We start from the raw sequence: 18,101 nt of genomic DNA, 5'->3' as shown, positions 1-18,101 counted from the left end.
ATCAAATCAACTGGCGCGCGCGCAGTTCTTCCTTGACGTAGGCATAGAAGACCGGCGCCGCGACCACGCCCACCAGGCCGAACACCGCCTCACCGACCAGCATCGCAATGAGCAGCTCCCACGAGCGGGCATTGATATGCGCGCCGATGATGCGGGCGTTCAGGAAGTATTCCAGCTTGTGCAGCACGATCATGAAGGCCAGCGAGGCAAGCGCCACATCGAGCGAATGCGACAGCGCCAGCACCACCAGCACCGAATTGGAAATCAGATTGCCGATCACTGGCAGCAGCCCGGCCACAAAGGTGATCGCCACCAGGGTCTTGGAAAACGGCAGCTTGATGCCGGCCATCGGCAGCACGACAAAAATGAACACGGCCGTCAGGATGGTATTGATCCCCGAGATCCAGACCTGAGCAAACACAATGCTGCGAAATGCATGCGCCAGATGACGGGCGCGTTCGAGCAAGGCCGCGGCAAACGGGCGGTGCGTATGCGGCGCCAGCGTATCGTGCAGCGCCACCATCACACCGATAATCAGGCCAAGCAGAATGCGGGTAATCGCCATGCCGGCTTCGGCGCCGATCGCGCGTGCGTCGGAGGCGTGTTCACGCAGCCAGCCAGTGAGCATTTCGCGCACGGCGTCAGCGTCGAGCGGCAAGCGCTCGCTCAGCCAGGGCGGTACCTGGCCGCGCGCACCGTCGATAATGTCAGCCATTTTCTGGAACATGTGGCTCATGCTGCTGGCGTCACCGTGCAGCAGGGTCGACACGCCCCAGGCCGCAAGGCCCAGCGTGGCAATGATGACCAGGCCAATGGCGCCGGCGGCGATCATGCGCGAGCGTTCGTCGCTGAAGCGGCGGCCGATGCGCGGCGCCATCAGGTGCACCAGTGAATACACCAGCAAGCCGGCGAACAGCGCGCCCAGCAAGCCCTTGACCAGCACCAGCAGCAGCAGCGCTGCGACAAACAAATACGATGCGATCTCGCTCGCACCAAGTTTTTTGATCATGAATCCGGGCTGGTCAGTTGCCATGTGTTGTTATTCCCCAGTAAGTAGGTGTGCGCCAGCCGGCTGTACCGACAGGACTGGGGCGTAGTGTAGCTTTCATGTTTCAGATATAAAACATGTAATTAATGAAGCTTTACTTCCAAAAAACAGAAGTATCCTACCCCAGTGATCAGCTAAATCCTATTCTATGCAGAAAAGCCGGGGTCACACCTCGTTTTGCAAGTTTGTCCGGGCAGGTGCGCCAATCTGCCAAAATGCGGGTTTGTCACCAACCAGGTCCCCGGATGATTGTGCTTTACCACTGCGTCGCCGCCCGCTCGTTCCGGCCATTGTGGGCGTTGGAAGAGCTGGGCTTGCCGTATCAGCTCAAGGTGCTCGCGTTCCCGCCGCGCGCGGTGGACCGCGCCTACCTGGGTATCAACCCGCTGGGCACCGTACCCACCTTGTTCGACGGCGATCTGCGCATGACAGAATCGGCGGCCATCTGCCACTACCTGGGCGTGAAGTACGGTCCCTCGGATCTGGTACCCGGGCCGGACGAAGCCGACTTCGGCATGTTCCTGAACTGGCTGCACTTTGGAGAGGCCACCCTCACCTTCCCGCAAACAATCGTGTTGCGCTACGAGCGTTTCGAGCCGCCGGAGCGCCGCTTGCCGCAGGCAGCTGAAGATTACCGGCGCTGGTTTCTGGGCCGCCTGAAGACCCTTGAGCCACTATTGGCCAACCAGCCGACCATGTGCGCCGGCCGTTTTACGATGGCCGATATTTCGGTCGGCTATGCGCTGCTGCTGGCCGAGTATCTGGGCATGGCGCCCGCCTTCCCGCCTTCGGTCAGCGATTACCTGGCCCGCCTTAAACTGCGCCCCGCCTTCCAGCGTGCCTGCATGGCCGAACGCGAAGGTGCCGAGGCCGAAGGTATCAGCGCGACCCCGGCACCGCTGCTGGCCGCGCCGTAATCACCGCGGCCAGTCCGCCAGCGCAGCCAGTTCCATCTCACTGAATCCGGCCGCGCGGCGTGCATCAAGATTGAATGGTCCCTTCAGCACGGGCGCCCTGTAACGCGCGGCCAGCACATCGTAGGTGGGCACCGGATCGAGCCCGCGCGCCTGACACAAGTACAGATACCAGTGATTGCCAATCTGGACGTGGCCCACTTCGTCGCGCAGGATGATGTCCAGAATCGCGGCCGCTGCCAGGTCCCCAGCCTGCGCCAGCTTGGCGCGCAGCGGGGGAATCGCATCGAGCCCGCGCGCTTCGAGCGTGCGCGGCACCAGTGCCATGCGCGCGACGATATCGTCAGTTGTACGTTCCACCATTTCCCACAGGCTGTCGTGCGCCGTGAAGTCGCCGTACTGGTGCCCCAGGGTGTGCAGATGGGCTGCCAGCAAGGTGTAATGACTGGCTTCTTCCCGTGCCACGCGCAGCCAGTCCGTGTAGTACTGCGCCGGCATGGCCGAAAACCGCCAGAGCGCGTCAAGCGCCAGATTGACGGCATTGAATTCGATATGCGCCAGCGAGTGGATCAGCATCGCGCGGCCTTCGGGCGTGGCCATCGAGCGCCGCCCCACCAGGCGCGGCGGCACCAGCACCGGCTGCGCTGGCCGGCCGGGAATCGGACCATCGGCGACCAGCAGCGCCTCGGACGCGATGTCCCAGCCGCCGGACTCGAAGGCGGCCGCCATGGCGCCGATACTGGCCATTTTGCGCGCCGGATCGGGCTCGAGCAGGCAGCGCAGCGCTTGCGCGCGCAATTCAGGGTGTGGCGCCATGATCGGATCCAGTCGAAAAAAATGCGCCAGTATACCGTGCGCCTAGCGCACCACGGCCCCGCCCTTCATGACCCACTGCACGCGCTCCAGTGTGGTGACGTCCTTGAGAGGTTCGCCATCGACGGCGATCAGGTCGGCGAATTTGCCCACCTCGATTGCGCCCACCTTGTCGCTCCAGCCCAGCAACTGGCTGGCATTGACGGTAGCGCTGCGAATCGCCTGGATCGGCGTCATGCCCAGCTTGACCAGCACGGCGAACTCGCGGCCATTCAAACCATGCGGGTAGACCGCGGCATCGGTGCCAAACGCAATTGGCACGCCCGCCTTGATCGCCTTGCCGATATTGACGCGCGCGGCCGGCAACACCACCTTGGCCTTCTCAAGCAAGGGCTTGGGCAGCTTGATGGCTTCGGCGTTATCGATCAGCCAGTCGCCCAGATACAGCGTTGGCACCAGCCAGGTATTGTGCTCCTTGAGCAGCTTGATGCCCTCGTCATCGATGTAGGAACCATGTTCGATCGAGTCCACGCCGGCCAGCACGGCCAGGCGGATGCCGTCGCCGCCGTGGGCATGCGCGGCCACCTTGCGCCCCAGCCGGTGCGCCTCGGTGACGATGGCCTTGAGCTCCTGTGGCGAATATTGCGAGGCGCGCGGATCGTCGCCCATGGACAGCACGCCGCCAGTGGCGCAAATCTTGATGACGTCGGCCCCGTACTTGATGATCTGGCGCGTGCGCTTGGTCACTTCCTCAACGCCATCGGCCACCCCGGTGGCAATGGCGTTGTACTGCGGCGCGTGCATGGTGTCGTCGCAGTGGCCGCCCGTGATGCCCAGCGCCGGTCCGGAAGCGGCAATGCGCGGCCCCGGTACATCGCCATCGTTGATGGCGTCGCGCAGGCCGATGTCGGCATAGCCTTCGCTGCCCACATCGCGCACAGTGGTAAAACCGGCTTGCAGCGTGAGGCGCGCATTCTTGGCACCCGTGAGCGCGGCGCGCGGCACGGAAATGCGCACGCTCGAATAGCCAGCGTCTTCCGGGTTGCCGGTCAGGTGGGTATGGGCGTCGATCAGGCCTGGCAGCAGCGTTTTGGCCCCCAGGTCGATTACATTGGCGCCAGGCGGGATGGCCAGCTTGCTGCCTGCGGCGGTGATCCGCTCGCCGCTCACCAGCACCACGGCATCGTTGATCAATGCGCCGCTGCGCACGTCGAGCATGTGCGCAGCCTTGATGGCGGTGACCGCGACGGGCGCCGGGGCGGCGGCGGTGGCGCCGGCGCAGGCCAGCAGCAGGACAGGCAGCGCGGCAGCGCCGCGTAATGACAGCTTGGCAGTGTTCAATGGCGTCTCCGGGTAGCGAAATGAGAGACCCATTGTAGTGGGATTCGGCCGCCAGCGGCGGTGCTAGTGCGCCGTTTTATCGGGCACCGGCGCGCAAGCCACACGGTTGCGCCCAGCATGTTTGGCATCGTACAGGGCTCGGTCAGCCCGGCGGATCAAATCATCTTTCGAGCCGCCCTCCTCGGGCACCACGCTGGCCACGCCCATGGACAGGGTCACCACCGCGCCATCCTCGCCCATGCTCGGCGCGGGGATGGCGATATAGGCCAGATGGCGCAAGCACTGATCGGCCACGATGCGCGCGCCCTCCAGATCGGTGTCGGGCAGGAGCAGTGCAAACTCTTCGCCCCCATAGCGTGCGGCCAGATCGCCCGGCCGCTTGAGTGATTCGATCAATACCGCAGCAACGCGTTTCAGGCACAGATCGCCCTCCACGTGACCGAAGCTGTCATTGAATTTTTTGAAATGATCGATATCGCACATCAGCAGCGACAGCGGGGTGCCGTTGCGGCAGCCGCGCTGCCATTCCTTCTTGAGCGACTCGTCGAAACGGCGCCGGTTGGCCAGGCCGGTCAGGCCGTCCTGACCACTGAGAATCTGCAGCTCGACATTGGCAATGGCAAGGTTTTTCTGACTCACGCGCAGCAGTTCAAAGGCTTCGTCGCGTTCCAGTCCCTTGGCAAACGACGCCGAGTGGTAGCGCAGCCGCGCCAGCAGTTCGATCCGGTCGGGCAGCTTGACGAGGTAATCGTCGGCCCCCATTTCAAAGCTTTTTTCCTTGTGCTGTGGCGTATTCATCGACGATAGAATCACGATCGGCACGTCACGCAATACATCGTGCTTGCGGAATTCGGCAATCAGTTCCAGGCCCGTCACCTGCGGCATGATCAAGTCCTGCAAGATCACTGTCGGCCGAAATGCCAGGGCCGCTTCCACCGCATTGCTGCCATCGGTCTCCACCGAGACCGTGACGCCCTCGGCCCCGGCCAGCAACTGCTTGAGCTTTTCCACCACGATGGTCTGGTCGTCCACCACCAGCACCCGCACCGTCACTGCGCCTGAAATGGCTTTTACGCTCACCGGCATGTCTCCTGAAATAAATACACAAGCATAAAATTACGCCGAGAAATTGTAATTGTTAAGCGCTGTCCCGCGTGGACTAGTTGGCGGCATCCGGACCAACCTGGACGCGCAGCCGGCGCCCCAGCTTCTGCAGTTCACCGCTGTCGGCATAGGCGTTGAAGGCGCGGTTGAAGCGGCCCAGCGCCGCATCGTACTCGGGCAGCTTGGGAAACGCAAAATAGCCGCGCTGGGTGGCAAGAATGGGGTCCAGCGGCGCCACCTTGTCCTCCAGTTCAAGCAGGGGGACCACCCCTTCGGTGTTGCGGCGATTGGTGGCAAACAGATCGACCCGGCCCCGGGCCAGCATGGCCAGACCGGCCTCAACCGTGTTGGTCACGCTCACATGCAGATTGGCGCGTGCTGCGTCGAAAGCCGGCCCATACGCCCAGCCGTTAATGCACACAATGCGCAGATTGCGCAGCGCAGCAAAGCTGCCGTTCCAGGCCAGGCCCTCGCCCACACGCGCATAAAACACCATTTCATCGAGGTAGAAGGCGCGCTCCGAGAAGGCAAACAAGCCAAGCCGCTCGGGGGATTTGTAGGGTCCCACCAGCAAATCGGCCTGGCCTTTGGCCACCATGGATTGGGCTCGCGCCCAGGGCAGCAGATCGAAATGCAGTGGTTGACCCAGGGTGCCGGCAATGGCCCGCAGGATCTCCGGACCCATGCCGCTGAAATTGCCATCGGCGCGTTCGTAGACGCGGGCAAAATGGGCGCCCACCACCAGCAGCTCGCGCGCTGCGGCAGGCGCAGGCAGAACGGCCCCAGCCAGAGCGCCAAGTACCAGCGCGCGCCGGGCCGCGTTCGGTGCAACTCGATCGCTATCCATGCGTCAATTATACGGCGGACGCCAGCCCGATAGCGGAATGTTTACAGCGTCCCGGCGGGCTTGACGGCTGCCCGATGCGCCGCGATCGCGGCCAGGAAGGCGGCGCTGTCGCATGGCGGAAAATACACCGAACGGCTGCCGTAATCGATGCGGACATGTCCGATCGAGGTGAGCGAAGTGGTCAGCTCGCGCGGCGGAAAGATGGGCCATAACCAGCCGCGCACCAGCAATTCGCGGCGCGGCGCTTCGGCCACCCCGACGATGGCATCCCAGGCAATGCGCTTGGGCGTGCCCAGCACGCGGGAAAAGTGCAGGCCATCTGCGCGGCACACAACCTTGGACACCGAGAACAGGGCAAACACCACATTCGCGCCGGTCATGCAAAGCAGCGCGATAAACGGATTGCCGCTGACCGCGTACGCCAGCGCGCCGGGCAGTCCGATCAGCACCAGCACTTGCACCAGGCCGACGCCGGCCGTGACCAGCAGATCGGCCAGGTTGCGGGGCGCGACGCGCGGCTTGAAAACCTGGTCGGTCATGAACGTTGTCCATAAGAGAAGAAGTTCACCATTGTACTTCCTGCCAATGATTGCTTTTGGCATATTTTGCATTGGTGCCAAAGCCGCAGCCCAGAAACCATTGCTTACGTGTGATACAGGAACGGGACGTTTCATGGTGCATGGCGGGCGTACGATAGGCAGCCTGACGTGGAGGAATCATCATGCGCCGAATGAGATTATTGATCCTGCCGCTGGCCTTTCTGACCAGCCCGTTTGCCGCCCAGGCCCAGGACTGGCGCGATGGCCGCCCCGCGCGCCGCTACGAGCGCATGCCGAGCGAGGTATTCTGGGAAGATGGCTGCCGTGTCGAGCAGCGCGTCAACCGCCGTGGCGAGATCATGCAGCGCCGTACCTGTCCTGACGAGGCGCCCGCGCCACGCCCGTTCGACGACGCGCCGTCCCATGAGGTGGACGACGCCGTGGCGCCCCTTGCGGCCGAAGTAGTGCCGCCATTGGACACCCCCGCGCCCGCGCCCCTGCCCGTCAATGCCCCCGTCATGCAGGCGCCGCGCCAGGTCACGCCGGCCAGACCAGTGCCCCCGGCAGCGGCCAGCGTTCCGGCCCGGCCAACTGCTGCCAAGGTGGTGGCCCTGGGAACCCGATCGGCCACGCCGCCAAGGCCTGCTGCACCAACGGCGCGCCCGCCAGTCAAGCCTGCGTCCCAGACAGCGGCCAAGGCAGTGGCGGCGCACGCTCCCGACCGGCAAAGCCGCACGGCCGCGCGCCCTGCCCCGGCGCCGCATGCGATCACGGCAAACGTCGCGCGCCCAGCGTCTGCGGCGCCCGCCGTGCGGCCTGCGCTGGCCTTGCGCGCGCCAGCCAGGACCACGGCCCTGGCGCCCATTAAGTCCGCGCGTGTACCTGGCAAACCGTCCGTCGTACCAGCGGCGCCACGCGCGCTCGCGGCAATACCGGCACGGCGCGCCCAGAACAAGCTGGCGTTGGTGAGCAAGAGCGCGCCACCAGTGCGGCATGCGGACGCCCTGCGCCCGGCCGCACGGGTGACACCGCTCGTGGCGCATGTGCCCAAACCAGCTCGTGTGCCCGTCGTCGCCGCGATGCCGGCGCGTGCACGCCCCGCGCTGGCCCAGACGCCGGCCAGCAGCGCCCCACCTGCGCCGGCCAAGCCTGCCCGCATCACGGCCGAGCCCCCTGGCGAGCGCATGATGGCCAGCGCGCCCAAGGCCACCGCAGTCCCTGTGGAACAGGCCGACGCCGACAGCGCGAACCAGACTGCCGTGCGCAAGACCGGCAACTCGGCATCGGAGTGGCTGGTGGTACTCAAGCCCGACCAGCCGGGCCAGCCAAAGCCTTCGGCCGCGCCCAAGCCCGACCCGATGGCACAGCACACGTACGACGCATATATCGCCAAAAAGCGGCGCGACCCGCTTAGCAACCTGTAAGGCGCGGGCAAAAAAAACAGGGGCACAACGTCGCCGTTGTGCCCCTGCCGTTTTACTGCAGCGCGCAATTGCTGCGCGCGCCAAGCCTGCTTATTTCACCGGAAACAAGGCCGCGCACTTCGGATACGATCCCTGGTCAATCGGACCAACCAGGTCAACGATGGCGATCATTTGCGCTGCGTGGCGCACCATATCTTCTTCCGTGGTCGCGCTGCTCATTTTGTCGACGGCCAGCAGGGTGTCCTTGCCGCTGTTGGCTTGCTCCCAGTCGGCACGGGCTTTTTTCAGTGCCGGCTGCTCTTTGGCCTTGGCGTAGGCGTCGTTGAGTTCCTTGTATTTTTTTTGCATGGCAGCCAGACGGGCCGCTTGCGGAATGCCGGAGCCGCCCGTCAAGCCCACCACCAGCGCCAGTTGTTTGACAGCGCCGACCGGATCGAAGGCCATGGCAGCGCAGGCCGGCAGATCCTTGGCGGCGCCCATGCCACACTGGGCCCAGGTTTTTGGCGCTGCTGCGATGCAAGCGGTGCCCACGCCTTCGTACCCTGCCGCGCAGGCGGTGTAGCACAGGCCGCCTTGCAGAACTTCGCCCTTGGCGCAGCTGCCGGTGGCTGGGAAGCAACGGCCACCGTTACGGGTTTCGCCGGCTTTGCACAACATGGCATCGACGCTGAGCGCATCGGCAGCGCGGGTGCAAGCTTCGCCCGTGTTGGTATAACCAGCTGCGCATTCTGCAATGCAGCGGCCCTTGGCATTTTTCTGGTAACCGGCCTTGCACGTCATATTGTCGGCGCCCAGGCTGCTCGCTGCGCGCACGCAGTTGGCGCCACTGCTGGTGAAGCCGGCTTCGCAGCTGCGGAAGCAACGGCTGTCGATTTTGGTTTCGCCGCCTTTGCAGGTCATGCTGCTCGCGTCGAGCGGTTTTGGTGCCGACAGACGGAAGCATTCGCCAGCGGTATTGGTATAGCCATCAGGGCAATCTGCAGGACGACTGTTGCTGTTTGGCTTGGTCGCCGCTGCACGCTCGCAGGCGTTGCCACTGTTCGTGTAGCCGGCAGGGCAATCCGCTGCGCGCGAAGGCGCGGCAATGCTGTCTGCGGTGCGCTTGCAGCTGCCGCCGCTGAGCGAATAGCCAGCCGGGCAATCGGCCACGCGGCCTGGAATCGTGCCTGCTGGACGCATCAAGGCGTCGGTCCAGCAGAATTTCGGCTTCTCTTCGACCACCACGGTGCTCGATACACCGGTGGCGCGATCACGCGTGGTCAAGGGGCCAACGGGACGGAATTCCTTGGACGCCGCAATTGCTTCGACCGGCACCGGGGTGGCGGATGCGGACTGGACGTCGTACATGATTTCGCGGCGACGGGTGACCGAATCAATCGACGTTACCTTGCGCGCACGCACATCGACCTGCAGCGTAATGCCGCGCGAATTGTCGATCAGGTGGACCGAGGAATCATCTCGTTTGACTTCATCGTATTTGAAGACGGCCACGCCGGAGGTGTCAAATTCGATCCAGTTGACGCCATTTACTTTGCGCAAAACGCCCACGCTTTTGCCACTCTGGGCGACATTGACCACAGTTGCCGTACGCCCCGTGACGGCCGATGCCGACGCTGCAGCAGCACTTCCCTGTTGCACTTGGGCATGTACCAGGCTGGTGCTGACCAGTCCCATCATCAGCAGCGCGGCGACGCGCGTCACACGTCCGAAAAATTTCTGAGGCATTTTCATTGGCTTCCTGTGTCGAATATAGCGCCGAACCGGCAGATGTTAGTCTTTTCCTCAGGATTGTTGCTAATTCCCAAGTTATAGCTAGTGATTGTAAATCCAGAACGACATGATGGCAAAGAATTGATTCACGTCAACTGTTGGTAAATGGCGAATCTGGGGCTTGCTCATAGGGAAGGCCTGTGTTGCTCAGAACGGACGCCGAACCGGAAGCGTAACTTATTGTTAACGCCATCGAATCAAGATCTTATAAAGATGTACATACCGCACTTCACGCCAAACGCATCTTGCCTTCACACGACCTCGTTACGCTGGCGACTTATTCATCAAGAAGGAGAATGTAATGAACAACAAACCATCACAAGCGCCGCTCTCGCTTGGAAGCAGCATCGCCCTGGTCGCCTTGGGCACGCTTACGGTCTTGCTGTTGCCACTCATCGGCATGCAACTGACTGACGCAATTCACTGGACACTGTTCGATTTCGCGGTGGCGGCCGTCTTGCTGGGTGCCACCGGCCTGCTCTACGTTGCGCTGCTGCGCTCGGTACGGCAGCGGCGCCAGCGCTACTTGCTTGGCGGGCTGCTTGCGCTCAGCCTTCTGCTGATTTGGGCCGAGCTGGCTGTCGGCCTGTTCGGTTCGCCCCTTGCCGGCACCTGAAAGCATCGGGCCGCACCGAAGTGCACCCGCGTTTTGCAATAACGTGTATCGTTAGGGAACGCAGCAATCAGCCAGCGCCACGAAAGCCGAGGAGACATGACCAGCGACGCGCCACTGTACAAAAATCATGTGCTGATGTTGTCCCAGACGTTTTTCGTCAAGGACAACGAGGCCGAGCTGCTCCTGTGCGCACATAAGTACGATTTCGACATCGTCTTTTTCAACGAGATCCACGCCTTTGCCAATGCGGTGCAAAACGACCAGGGCAATTCCCTGTTCGTGATCGATCTTGACGCACTGCATAACATGCAGTCCGATATGCAGGATAGCCGCAAGACCTTGATGCTGAGCGAATTGCTGGCGCGCTTGCCCGCCACCCACAGCTATGTCTATTTACAATCCGTGCGCCAGGGTGGCCGCTTCCTCTTGCAACAGCGCCTGGTCGACAGCAATTGCCTGGCCTATGCCGAAAAGCCGATTGCCAACGACGTGCTGGTCGACAAACTGTTCACCCTGTTCGTGCAGAAACGGCGCGGCGATCTGGTGCGCCTGATCTATCTTGGCGAGCCCGTCGGTCTGGATGCGGCGGCCTTGCTGGCGCGACGCGTCGAACTGATCTATCACGCCGATCCCCAGACCTTGCACGTGCGCGTGAAGGAATTGCAGCCCGATATCGTGGTCATCACCGACCTTGAATACGAGCGCACCGAAGCGGTTGTGCGTGTCCTCAAAAAGAACATTGAAGCCGATCCTGTGCGCGAGATCGCCCTGCTCCAGCACGCGCCGGACACGGCGCTCACGCGGCGCGCCCTGGCCAGCGGCTTCGATGCCATCTTGCCCATGACCGATCCTCACGTGCTGGGCGAGCAGCTGATCAATCGGGCCGACAAGATCCGCGTCAATAAAGACCTGATCGGCAAAGACCGCGCGACCGGGCTGCTGAACAAGATCGGCCTGCAGAAAAAAGCCCAGGACCTGATCCGTCAGGCGAGCCAGGAAAACCGCCCTCTGGCCTTTGGCGTGATCGATATCGACAAATTCAAGACCATCAACGACACCTGGGGTCACTACTTCGGGGACATCGTCATCAAACGCCTGTCGCTTTGCCTGTCGCCCCATGTGGGCGAACGCGATTTGCTCAGCCGCTTTGGCGGCGAGGAGTTTGTCCTGGTGTTCTGGGACTGCACGCTGGAACAAGGGCGCCAGCGGCTCGATGCCATGCGCACCGCCTTTGGCGCCATTGCCTTCGACATTGGCAACGGCGAACTGCGCCACTTTTCCTTCAGCGGCGGCGTGGCCGCCTATCCTGAGCACAAGAGCGAGAACGAATTGTTCCTGCGCGCCGACGCCATGCTGTACGAGGCCAAGCAGGGCGGGCGCAACCGGATCTGCGCGGCGCCCGGCGCCTGAAGCGGATTGTTCCACCACCAGCGCAGTGCCGGTGACGACCTTCTCCACACCTAGGGGCAATCGCTCACGTGCTACGGTTGGGCAAACTTGCATCGGCGTTCGCCACGCTTGCCTAGCACAGTTGGCAAGCGCACACGCCGCGCGCACTTAGATGGCGCGCATGCACGGCCCAAACAGGCGCCGTATGCTAACAACCTGACGTTTTTTCGTGAGGAAGGCATGCGAATCATTTCATGGAACATGCAGCGCGGCCGCGGCCTCGACGGCCAGTGCGATGCCGCGCGCGCGCTGGCGCAGTTACGCGAGGCAAGTGAGTTCGACGTGCTGTGCCTGCAAGAGGTTTCCTGCGGCTATCACGACTTGCCCGGCTTGGAGGGCGTCGACCAGTTCGCCCAGCTGCGCGATTTGCTCCCTGGCTTTACCGGCGTCGATGGCATCGTCACCGACAGGCATGCTGATCGTCACCCGCGACAGCAATTCGGCAATATGCTCTTCTCGCGCTTTCCCCTGCTGCAGATTGCCCGCCACACCCTGCCATGGCCGCCCGACCCCGAGGTTGATAGCATGCAGCGCGGCGTGATCGAAGCGGTGCTGGACACGCCAATCGGCGTGCTGCGGGTCAGTACCACGCATCTAGAATATTTCTCCGCGAGCCAGCGCAGCGCGCAGGTCGAACGCTTGCGTGAGCTGCATCACGACAGTGCTTTGCGCCCTGCACCGGCCCAGTCGCCGCGCTTGTCCGACGGTCCTTTCAGTGCGCCTGCTGCGGCCAGGCTGGCCCTGCTCGCCGGCGACTGCAATTTTCAGCCGCACGAACCGGAATACCGGCGCCTGACCGCGCCTTTTGGCGACGCGGTGCCGCCTTATTGCGACGCGTGGAATTTGCGCTATCCCGGGCAGCCGACACCGGCCACGGTGTGCGTGCATGCCGTTGATACCGTGCCATTCACCTACGACTATATTTTTGCTACGCCGCAATTGCAAAGTCACATTCACAGCATGCGCGTGCTCCCGCTGCACACGGGCTCGGATCATCAACCAGTGCTGATCGAGCTCGGTAACGCCAGCTGACGCGCGCCCCTGCGCCCCGACGCCATGCTGTACCAGGCCAAGCAGGGCGGACGCAACCGGATCTGCGTGACGCCCGGCGCCTGAAGCATCCCCAATCACCCTCCCTGTGGTCCACGTCGCTGCCCGTGGTCGCGACGCATTCCTGTTCCCCCGTCAAGGCCGATGACTGGCGCGAGGCCCGACATCCGGCCCCGTGTCCCAAGCAGTTGCAGACAGCTGGCAGGCAATAATACAAGTTATGTGATCAAAGAAATAAACTTGCAACTTGCCAAAATGATAGCTAGAATCATTGCCATAAAACAATTCACGATTGGCAATTTCCGCACTCGGCAAGCACCATTTTTTACGGCAGCACTTGCCGCCAGACGGCATTGAAACGAAAGCAAACATGAAGAAAGTGGTCAAACGCCTTGCGGCCGGTGCACGGCGCCCCGGCGTCCTTCTGGGTATCACCTTGCTGGCCTGTCAGATCGGCATAACAGCACAAGCGGCAAGCTTTGCCAATGCGGTAAGCAGAACCAGGTATGAGGTCCTGTCCGGCGACGTCAATCAAGATGGTATTGCCGATATTCTGGTCAGGGCGCGCCCTGCGATCGTGATGCTCAATCTCGACGACACCCAAGTACCCTTGCCCATTACGCCGCCAAGTCCGACCTTTGTTTTACTTTCGGGCGCTGGCGGTACCTTCACCCTGGTCAGCAAACCGGGAGCGGATATCACCGGCAGCGGCATCTGGCAAGCCGGCACGCACCGCGTGGTGTATGGGGACGTACTGGGCACAGGCGCCGGTGCCCTTCTGATCAAGGCGGAAAACAGCAGTGCTTCCAGTTTCGTGGTGGCGATGGCCGCGGATACGGGCGCCCTGCGCCTGATACAACAGCTCAGCGTTGCCACCATCGGCATCAACCTCGGTGCCGAGGGGACCAGCGCGGAGCTGAAAGACACGAACGGCGATGGCCGCACCGACCTGCGCGTGAGTGTGAACAACCGTTTGAAGGCGGTGCTGGTGGCCGATGCAGGCGGGGTTTTCCGTGTGGATCAAGGCGCGACCGTCGCCGCCACCTGGAACGCCATGCTAACGGCGCTCGATGCGGGCGACAAGGCCACCGCACTGCGATATATCTCGTCAGGTTCAAACGAGAAATATGCGCGCGCCTTCGGGGAAATGGGGGAAACCGCCCGAACCATCTCCGGCACCCTTTCCGACTTTGCGATCTTCGAACTTCGTCCACGCTATGCGCTGGCGTCGGTGAGGATGAATTACAAGAGCAAGATCACCGTGCGGCCGGTGACGTTCCTGTATGTCGACGAACAGTGGATGGTTCACGAATTCTGACAGCACAGCGGCATTGCAGCCATTTTAGACTCGTCGCATCGCGGCGAGGTTTCGATCTGAACCAGAGACACGTATGAACCAAATTTTGCGATTTGCCATGAAAGTGGCGCTGTTGACGCTTGCCGTCCCAGCTGCAGCCTATGAAACCGGCACCCACAAGCAGTTGACCTTGCACGCTGCGGACCGCTCCGTCCTGGCCACCAACCCCTCGGTTTTGAGCGACCTCGGCTTCATGCCATGGACCAGCGCCACCTATAACCGTGGCACGCCTCTGGCTCCCGCCGAATCCACCCGGGATGTGATCGCATTTGGTGCGACGAACGAAGATGATATCTACAACACCCGCGCCCTGAACCACTTCTACGACCCGCAGGCAAATAATCTGCAGGGCAGACCACTTACGATCCTTGGTGTAAAGCTGGGTAATGCGTCGCCCGATTTCATTCTCGAAGATCGTGGCCTGCAGGCTGACGCCCATGGCGGCACACTGAATTGCGGTCTGCCATGTCCTCAGGAATTTTCGTACAGGAAGGGGCAGCAGGCGCTGCTGCGGTCCTTGACTGCGGCCAGCAAAGTTGAACGCGACAAGGCGATGTATTTGGTTTTCCAGAATATCGGCCACGTCGTGCACCATGTACAAGACATGGGACAACCTGCGCATACCCGCAATGATCAGCACCTGCATCCAGTGCCCTTTTTAAACACTTACCCTGACTGGGCATCGTACGAGCTGTACACGCTCGACCATTCAGCAGATGTTGAGCTAGCCCTGCGCGACTATGCTTATCCGAAGCCGGTCGTGCTTCCGACAGCGCGACATTTCTGGCAATCACCAGGAACCGTGCCTATGTACGTTGGCATGGCCGAATTTACGTCCAATAATTTTACGTCGTTCGGCACCCAATACGCAGGGTATGACAACATTAAACCGGCTTCTGGATTTCCACTTCCGAGTGGCGCTAACCGCTACTTGAAGGAAATGTTTGTCGGAAAACCCGTTGTTTACCCGGATGGCGTATGGCGTGATAGAAACACCATTTACGTCGCTGGTACGGTATGGGATGGCTACTCAGGCCTGCAATCGGAAGAACTGCCCCTGGCCGCACGCTCCTTGCTTACCGAATTTCCAATCGTAACAACATTTTTCATCGAAAATTCAGAGGTTTGGAAAGCCGGTTACAAAGTGTTGATGCCGCGCGCTTCGGCTTTTTCGACCGGGATGATCAATCACTTTTTCAGAGGAAAAATCGACATCGCGCCTGGAGCGACGGCGAATAGCTGGACGATCAAAAATGCAGGTACACAGGCGATGAAGGGCACTGTCGCGATCTACGCCGAGGATGCAAACGGCAATCGCACCCCTCTGCCTAACGGCAGCGCATATCAGGATCTCGCCCCCGGCGCGAGCGTTACCATGAACGCGACAGCGCCAGCCAACACGAGCAAAATCGTGGCGGCATTCCGCGGTCAGATTGGCGAAGACGGCGACCCGCAATCCGATTACTTTGCCGTCGCCGGCAAGGTCATCAGCTATGCAAACGATCCGGAAATTGTGATTGTCGGCCATAGCTATTATTCCGGGGCACCGAATACGCAACAAATTGCGTTTCGCTGGTCATCGAAGAGCGGTGTGCGGGCTTTGCCAGTTGGTGCAGGGGGAATATTCAACGAAGCGTTCGGCATTTCGCCCGACGGCAAAACCGTGGTGGGTACGACATGGGGATTGGTTGAATACACTGGAGCAACGGTTGAAGAGTTCCGCTACATTCTGGATCCCAGCCTGATTCCGGACCGAAGCTACAACACATGGCGCGCGGTGGCGGTGAAATGGAATATCAACGGCGATTCGCCAAGTGCGGCGACGTATCTCAATGCCGGCAAAAATTACAGTGCGGCCTGGCGCACCAGCAATGGCGGAGAGCGTGTTGATGGCGAAGGAAAGCTTCCGCAAGGTGGCGTTGTGCCGGTGATATGGAACAAGAATTTGGCAGTGTCGTTCCCGCCGGCGCTGACACCGCGCAACTCCCTGACCTCCGCCGACGGGTCGATCACCCTGAGCACGGTGGCAAACAAGGCGGTGTACACCCAGAACGGTGTCGTCAAAGCCATTCCAATGTTGCGAGGCCACGATATTTCGGTCGCCACCCACGTGGTGATCGTCAAGTAAGTTCACGAGCTCCATTGGCCATGACCGGCGCCCTGGGTGCCGGTCAGCGCAACGGCCGTCCGGATTTTCTACCGATGGTATACCGGTTCAATATTCCCTTGCCGGCGGACCGGTCCACGGTCCCCATTCCCTGAACTTGAGTGCAAGAATCGGAGCTCACACCAATCAGGGAGTTCCATGAACAAAATCGCGATTGCCGCTCTTCTGGCCGTATCCAGCCACGCCGGCGCCCAAAATCTGAACACCGTGGCGCACTGGGAGGCGCGCTTTCAGAGCGCCGCCACAGTCGAATACAACACGGCCCATCCCCAAAGTACCTCCGGCGACAGCTGGCAGTTCTACAACCTCGCCTATTCCATCGACGCCAACACCAGCATGTTCCAGGCGACCGGCAATACGCGTTACCTCGACCGCGCTTTGCTGTACGTGAACAACATGATTGCCGGCGCGCGCCCGTCGTCGGCGCTGCCGAAAAGTCAGTTTAAGGACAGCTACCTCGGGTGGGCCAATCACAGTCACCCAAGTCTGGGCAACGATGGCAAGGAATACCCGCTGTTTGAAAGCTTCGCCTGGCGCTACGTGACGACTCTGCTGCGCATCATCAAGACCTCACCGAAGCTCCTGAACGATCCGCGCTATAGCAGTCAGTACCAGCAGATTCTCGCCTTCAGCGAAAAGCATATCGTGGAAAAGTGGCAGACGCGGGGCGCCAACAGTTACATCTACCGCCAGAACATCCACATGGCCTCGCACTGGGCGCGCATTGGCATGGACCTCGGCGTCATCACCGACAACAGCCGTTATTGGACCATTTTCAACAACTTCAACCACGGCATGCCGAACTACAAGGCATCGATGCGCTCCCAGATGCGGGCCCATCCGCTCAATCCCGGTGCCTGGTGGTGGAACGAAAACTGGACCCAGAGCGGGCGCCCTGGCCAGGACGTTTCGCACGGCAATGCGGTGATTGCTGCCATGGTCGAAGCCCAGTCGATGTGTCAGGAATACACGGTCACGGACATGGCCGGCCTGGTGAAAACTTTCGGCATCGTCTGGCCTGCCGCCAAGCCCTACCCGGCCTACCTGGACGGCAGCGGCAGCAACGGTGGCTGGTTCAACGATGGTTTCGTCAAGCTGGGCCGCTTCGATGCCGGCTTGCAGAAACGCCTGGAAAGCCATCAGGTGGGCCAGAATACCCAGCTCTACGGAAACGGTGCGCTAAACGCACGCATCCTGCTGGCCGGGCGCCCTGTGTATCCTGAAGTGCAGTGTTCGCAGGCGCGCAAGCTGCGCATCGATCCGGCCGCCATCCGCACCAGCGCCCCGGTGGACGGTTTGAATGTGGTCGCTAACCTGGTCGATGGCAATTTGGCCAGCCGCTGGTCGGGCTATGGCAATCCGCAATCGCTCACCATCGATCTGGGCGCGCCACGCAAGGTAGGCCAGCTGCGGATTGCGTTCTTTAGTGGCGGCAGCAAGCGCAGCGCGTTGTTCGACGTGCTGGGCGCAGCCACGCCCGGCAGTTGGACGCCGTTGTTGACAGGCAAGCGCAGCGCGCCCGGCGTGGACGGGCTGCAGCGGTTTGATTTCAAGGAAGGCGATGTGCGCTATATCCGCATCGTCGGACACGGCAACTCCGCGAATCTGTGGAACAGTTACGCGGAGCTGGAAGTCTGGGGCCAGTAAGGGACAAGCGCCCCC

At 61.6% G+C, this 18,101-nt stretch carries 15 protein-coding genes; 8 read left to right on the top strand and 7 right to left on the bottom strand.

The window, feature by feature from the left end; translation table 11 throughout:
* Window position 1: 1 nt before the first annotated feature.
* Window positions 2-1,033 carry an AI-2E family transporter gene (locus tag BUC24_RS09070; protein ID WP_229448112.1) on the bottom strand — a complete coding sequence of 344 codons (1,032 nt, stop codon included), beginning with the start codon at window positions 1,031-1,033 and terminating at the stop codon, window positions 2-4.
* Between the two features lie 260 nt (window positions 1,034-1,293).
* On the opposite strand from BUC24_RS09070, the gene BUC24_RS09065 reads away from it, so the two are divergent.
* Entirely contained in the window at window positions 1,294-1,965 is a 672-nt protein-coding gene (locus tag BUC24_RS09065) for a glutathione S-transferase family protein (protein ID WP_073214007.1), read from the top strand.
* On the opposite strand, the gene BUC24_RS09060 is transcribed toward BUC24_RS09065, so the two are convergent.
* From BUC24_RS09060 to BUC24_RS09040, 5 genes are all read right to left on the bottom strand, one after another.
* The gene (locus tag BUC24_RS09060; protein WP_073214004.1) at window positions 1,966-2,778 is read right to left on the bottom strand and encodes a ferritin-like domain-containing protein; all 813 of its coding nucleotides are present in this window, start codon (window positions 2,776-2,778) and stop codon (window positions 1,966-1,968) included.
* 42 nt (window positions 2,779-2,820) lie between these two features.
* Window positions 2,821-4,116 carry a Xaa-Pro dipeptidase gene (locus BUC24_RS09055; RefSeq protein WP_073214002.1) on the bottom strand — a complete coding sequence of 432 codons (1,296 nt, stop codon included), beginning with the start codon at window positions 4,114-4,116 and terminating at the stop codon, window positions 2,821-2,823.
* Window positions 4,117-4,179: 63 nt separating this feature from the next.
* Complete coding sequence (locus tag BUC24_RS09050) at window positions 4,180-5,202, bottom strand: diguanylate cyclase domain-containing protein (protein WP_073213999.1); 1,023 nt, start codon at window positions 5,200-5,202, stop codon at window positions 4,180-4,182.
* A gap of 73 nt (window positions 5,203-5,275) precedes the next feature.
* The gene (locus BUC24_RS09045) at window positions 5,276-6,067 is read right to left on the bottom strand and encodes a substrate-binding periplasmic protein (RefSeq protein ID WP_083598789.1); all 792 of its coding nucleotides are present in this window, start codon (window positions 6,065-6,067) and stop codon (window positions 5,276-5,278) included.
* A gap of 41 nt (window positions 6,068-6,108) precedes the next feature.
* Window positions 6,109-6,606, bottom strand: coding sequence for a hypothetical protein (locus BUC24_RS09040; protein ID WP_073213995.1), 498 nt, complete (start codon window positions 6,604-6,606; stop codon window positions 6,109-6,111).
* Between the two features lie 191 nt (window positions 6,607-6,797).
* Here BUC24_RS09040 and BUC24_RS09035 point away from each other — a divergent pair, with 191 nt between their 5' ends.
* Complete coding sequence (locus BUC24_RS09035; protein ID WP_143167435.1) at window positions 6,798-8,030, top strand: hypothetical protein; 1,233 nt, start codon at window positions 6,798-6,800, stop codon at window positions 8,028-8,030.
* A gap of 90 nt (window positions 8,031-8,120) precedes the next feature.
* On the opposite strand, the gene BUC24_RS09030 is transcribed toward BUC24_RS09035, so the two are convergent.
* Window positions 8,121-9,755, bottom strand: coding sequence for a hypothetical protein (locus BUC24_RS09030; protein WP_178372506.1), 1,635 nt, complete (start codon window positions 9,753-9,755; stop codon window positions 8,121-8,123).
* A 346-nt stretch (window positions 9,756-10,101) separates the two neighbouring features.
* Here BUC24_RS09030 and BUC24_RS09025 point away from each other — a divergent pair, with 346 nt between their 5' ends.
* The 6 genes from BUC24_RS09025 to BUC24_RS09000 all read left to right on the top strand — a co-directional run bounded on the left by BUC24_RS09025 (window position 10,102) and on the right by BUC24_RS09000 (window position 18,086).
* On the top strand, window positions 10,102-10,416 hold the full coding sequence (locus tag BUC24_RS09025; RefSeq protein ID WP_073213987.1) for a hypothetical protein: 315 nt from the start codon (window positions 10,102-10,104) through the stop codon (window positions 10,414-10,416).
* A gap of 96 nt (window positions 10,417-10,512) precedes the next feature.
* Window positions 10,513-11,826, top strand: coding sequence for a GGDEF domain-containing protein (locus BUC24_RS09020; RefSeq protein WP_073213984.1), 1,314 nt, complete (start codon window positions 10,513-10,515; stop codon window positions 11,824-11,826).
* A gap of 219 nt (window positions 11,827-12,045) precedes the next feature.
* Complete coding sequence (locus BUC24_RS09015; RefSeq protein WP_073213981.1) at window positions 12,046-12,897, top strand: endonuclease/exonuclease/phosphatase family protein; 852 nt, start codon at window positions 12,046-12,048, stop codon at window positions 12,895-12,897.
* A gap of 388 nt (window positions 12,898-13,285) precedes the next feature.
* Window positions 13,286-14,233: a hypothetical protein gene (locus BUC24_RS09010; RefSeq protein WP_073213977.1), complete on the top strand. Its 948-nt coding sequence runs from the start codon at window positions 13,286-13,288 to the stop codon at window positions 14,231-14,233.
* Window positions 14,234-14,306: 73 nt separating this feature from the next.
* Window positions 14,307-16,400 carry a phospholipase C/P1 nuclease family protein gene (locus BUC24_RS09005; protein ID WP_143167434.1) on the top strand — a complete coding sequence of 698 codons (2,094 nt, stop codon included), beginning with the start codon at window positions 14,307-14,309 and terminating at the stop codon, window positions 16,398-16,400.
* A 177-nt stretch (window positions 16,401-16,577) separates the two neighbouring features.
* Entirely contained in the window at window positions 16,578-18,086 is a 1,509-nt protein-coding gene (locus BUC24_RS09000) for a discoidin domain-containing protein (protein ID WP_073213972.1), read from the top strand.
* Window positions 18,087-18,101: the final 15 nt, after the last annotated feature.

Source organism: Massilia sp. CF038 (assembly GCF_900129765.1).
Taxonomy (GTDB): domain Bacteria; phylum Pseudomonadota; class Gammaproteobacteria; order Burkholderiales; family Burkholderiaceae_D; genus Telluria_A.
This window is presented reverse-complemented; position numbering and strand designations above follow the sequence as displayed.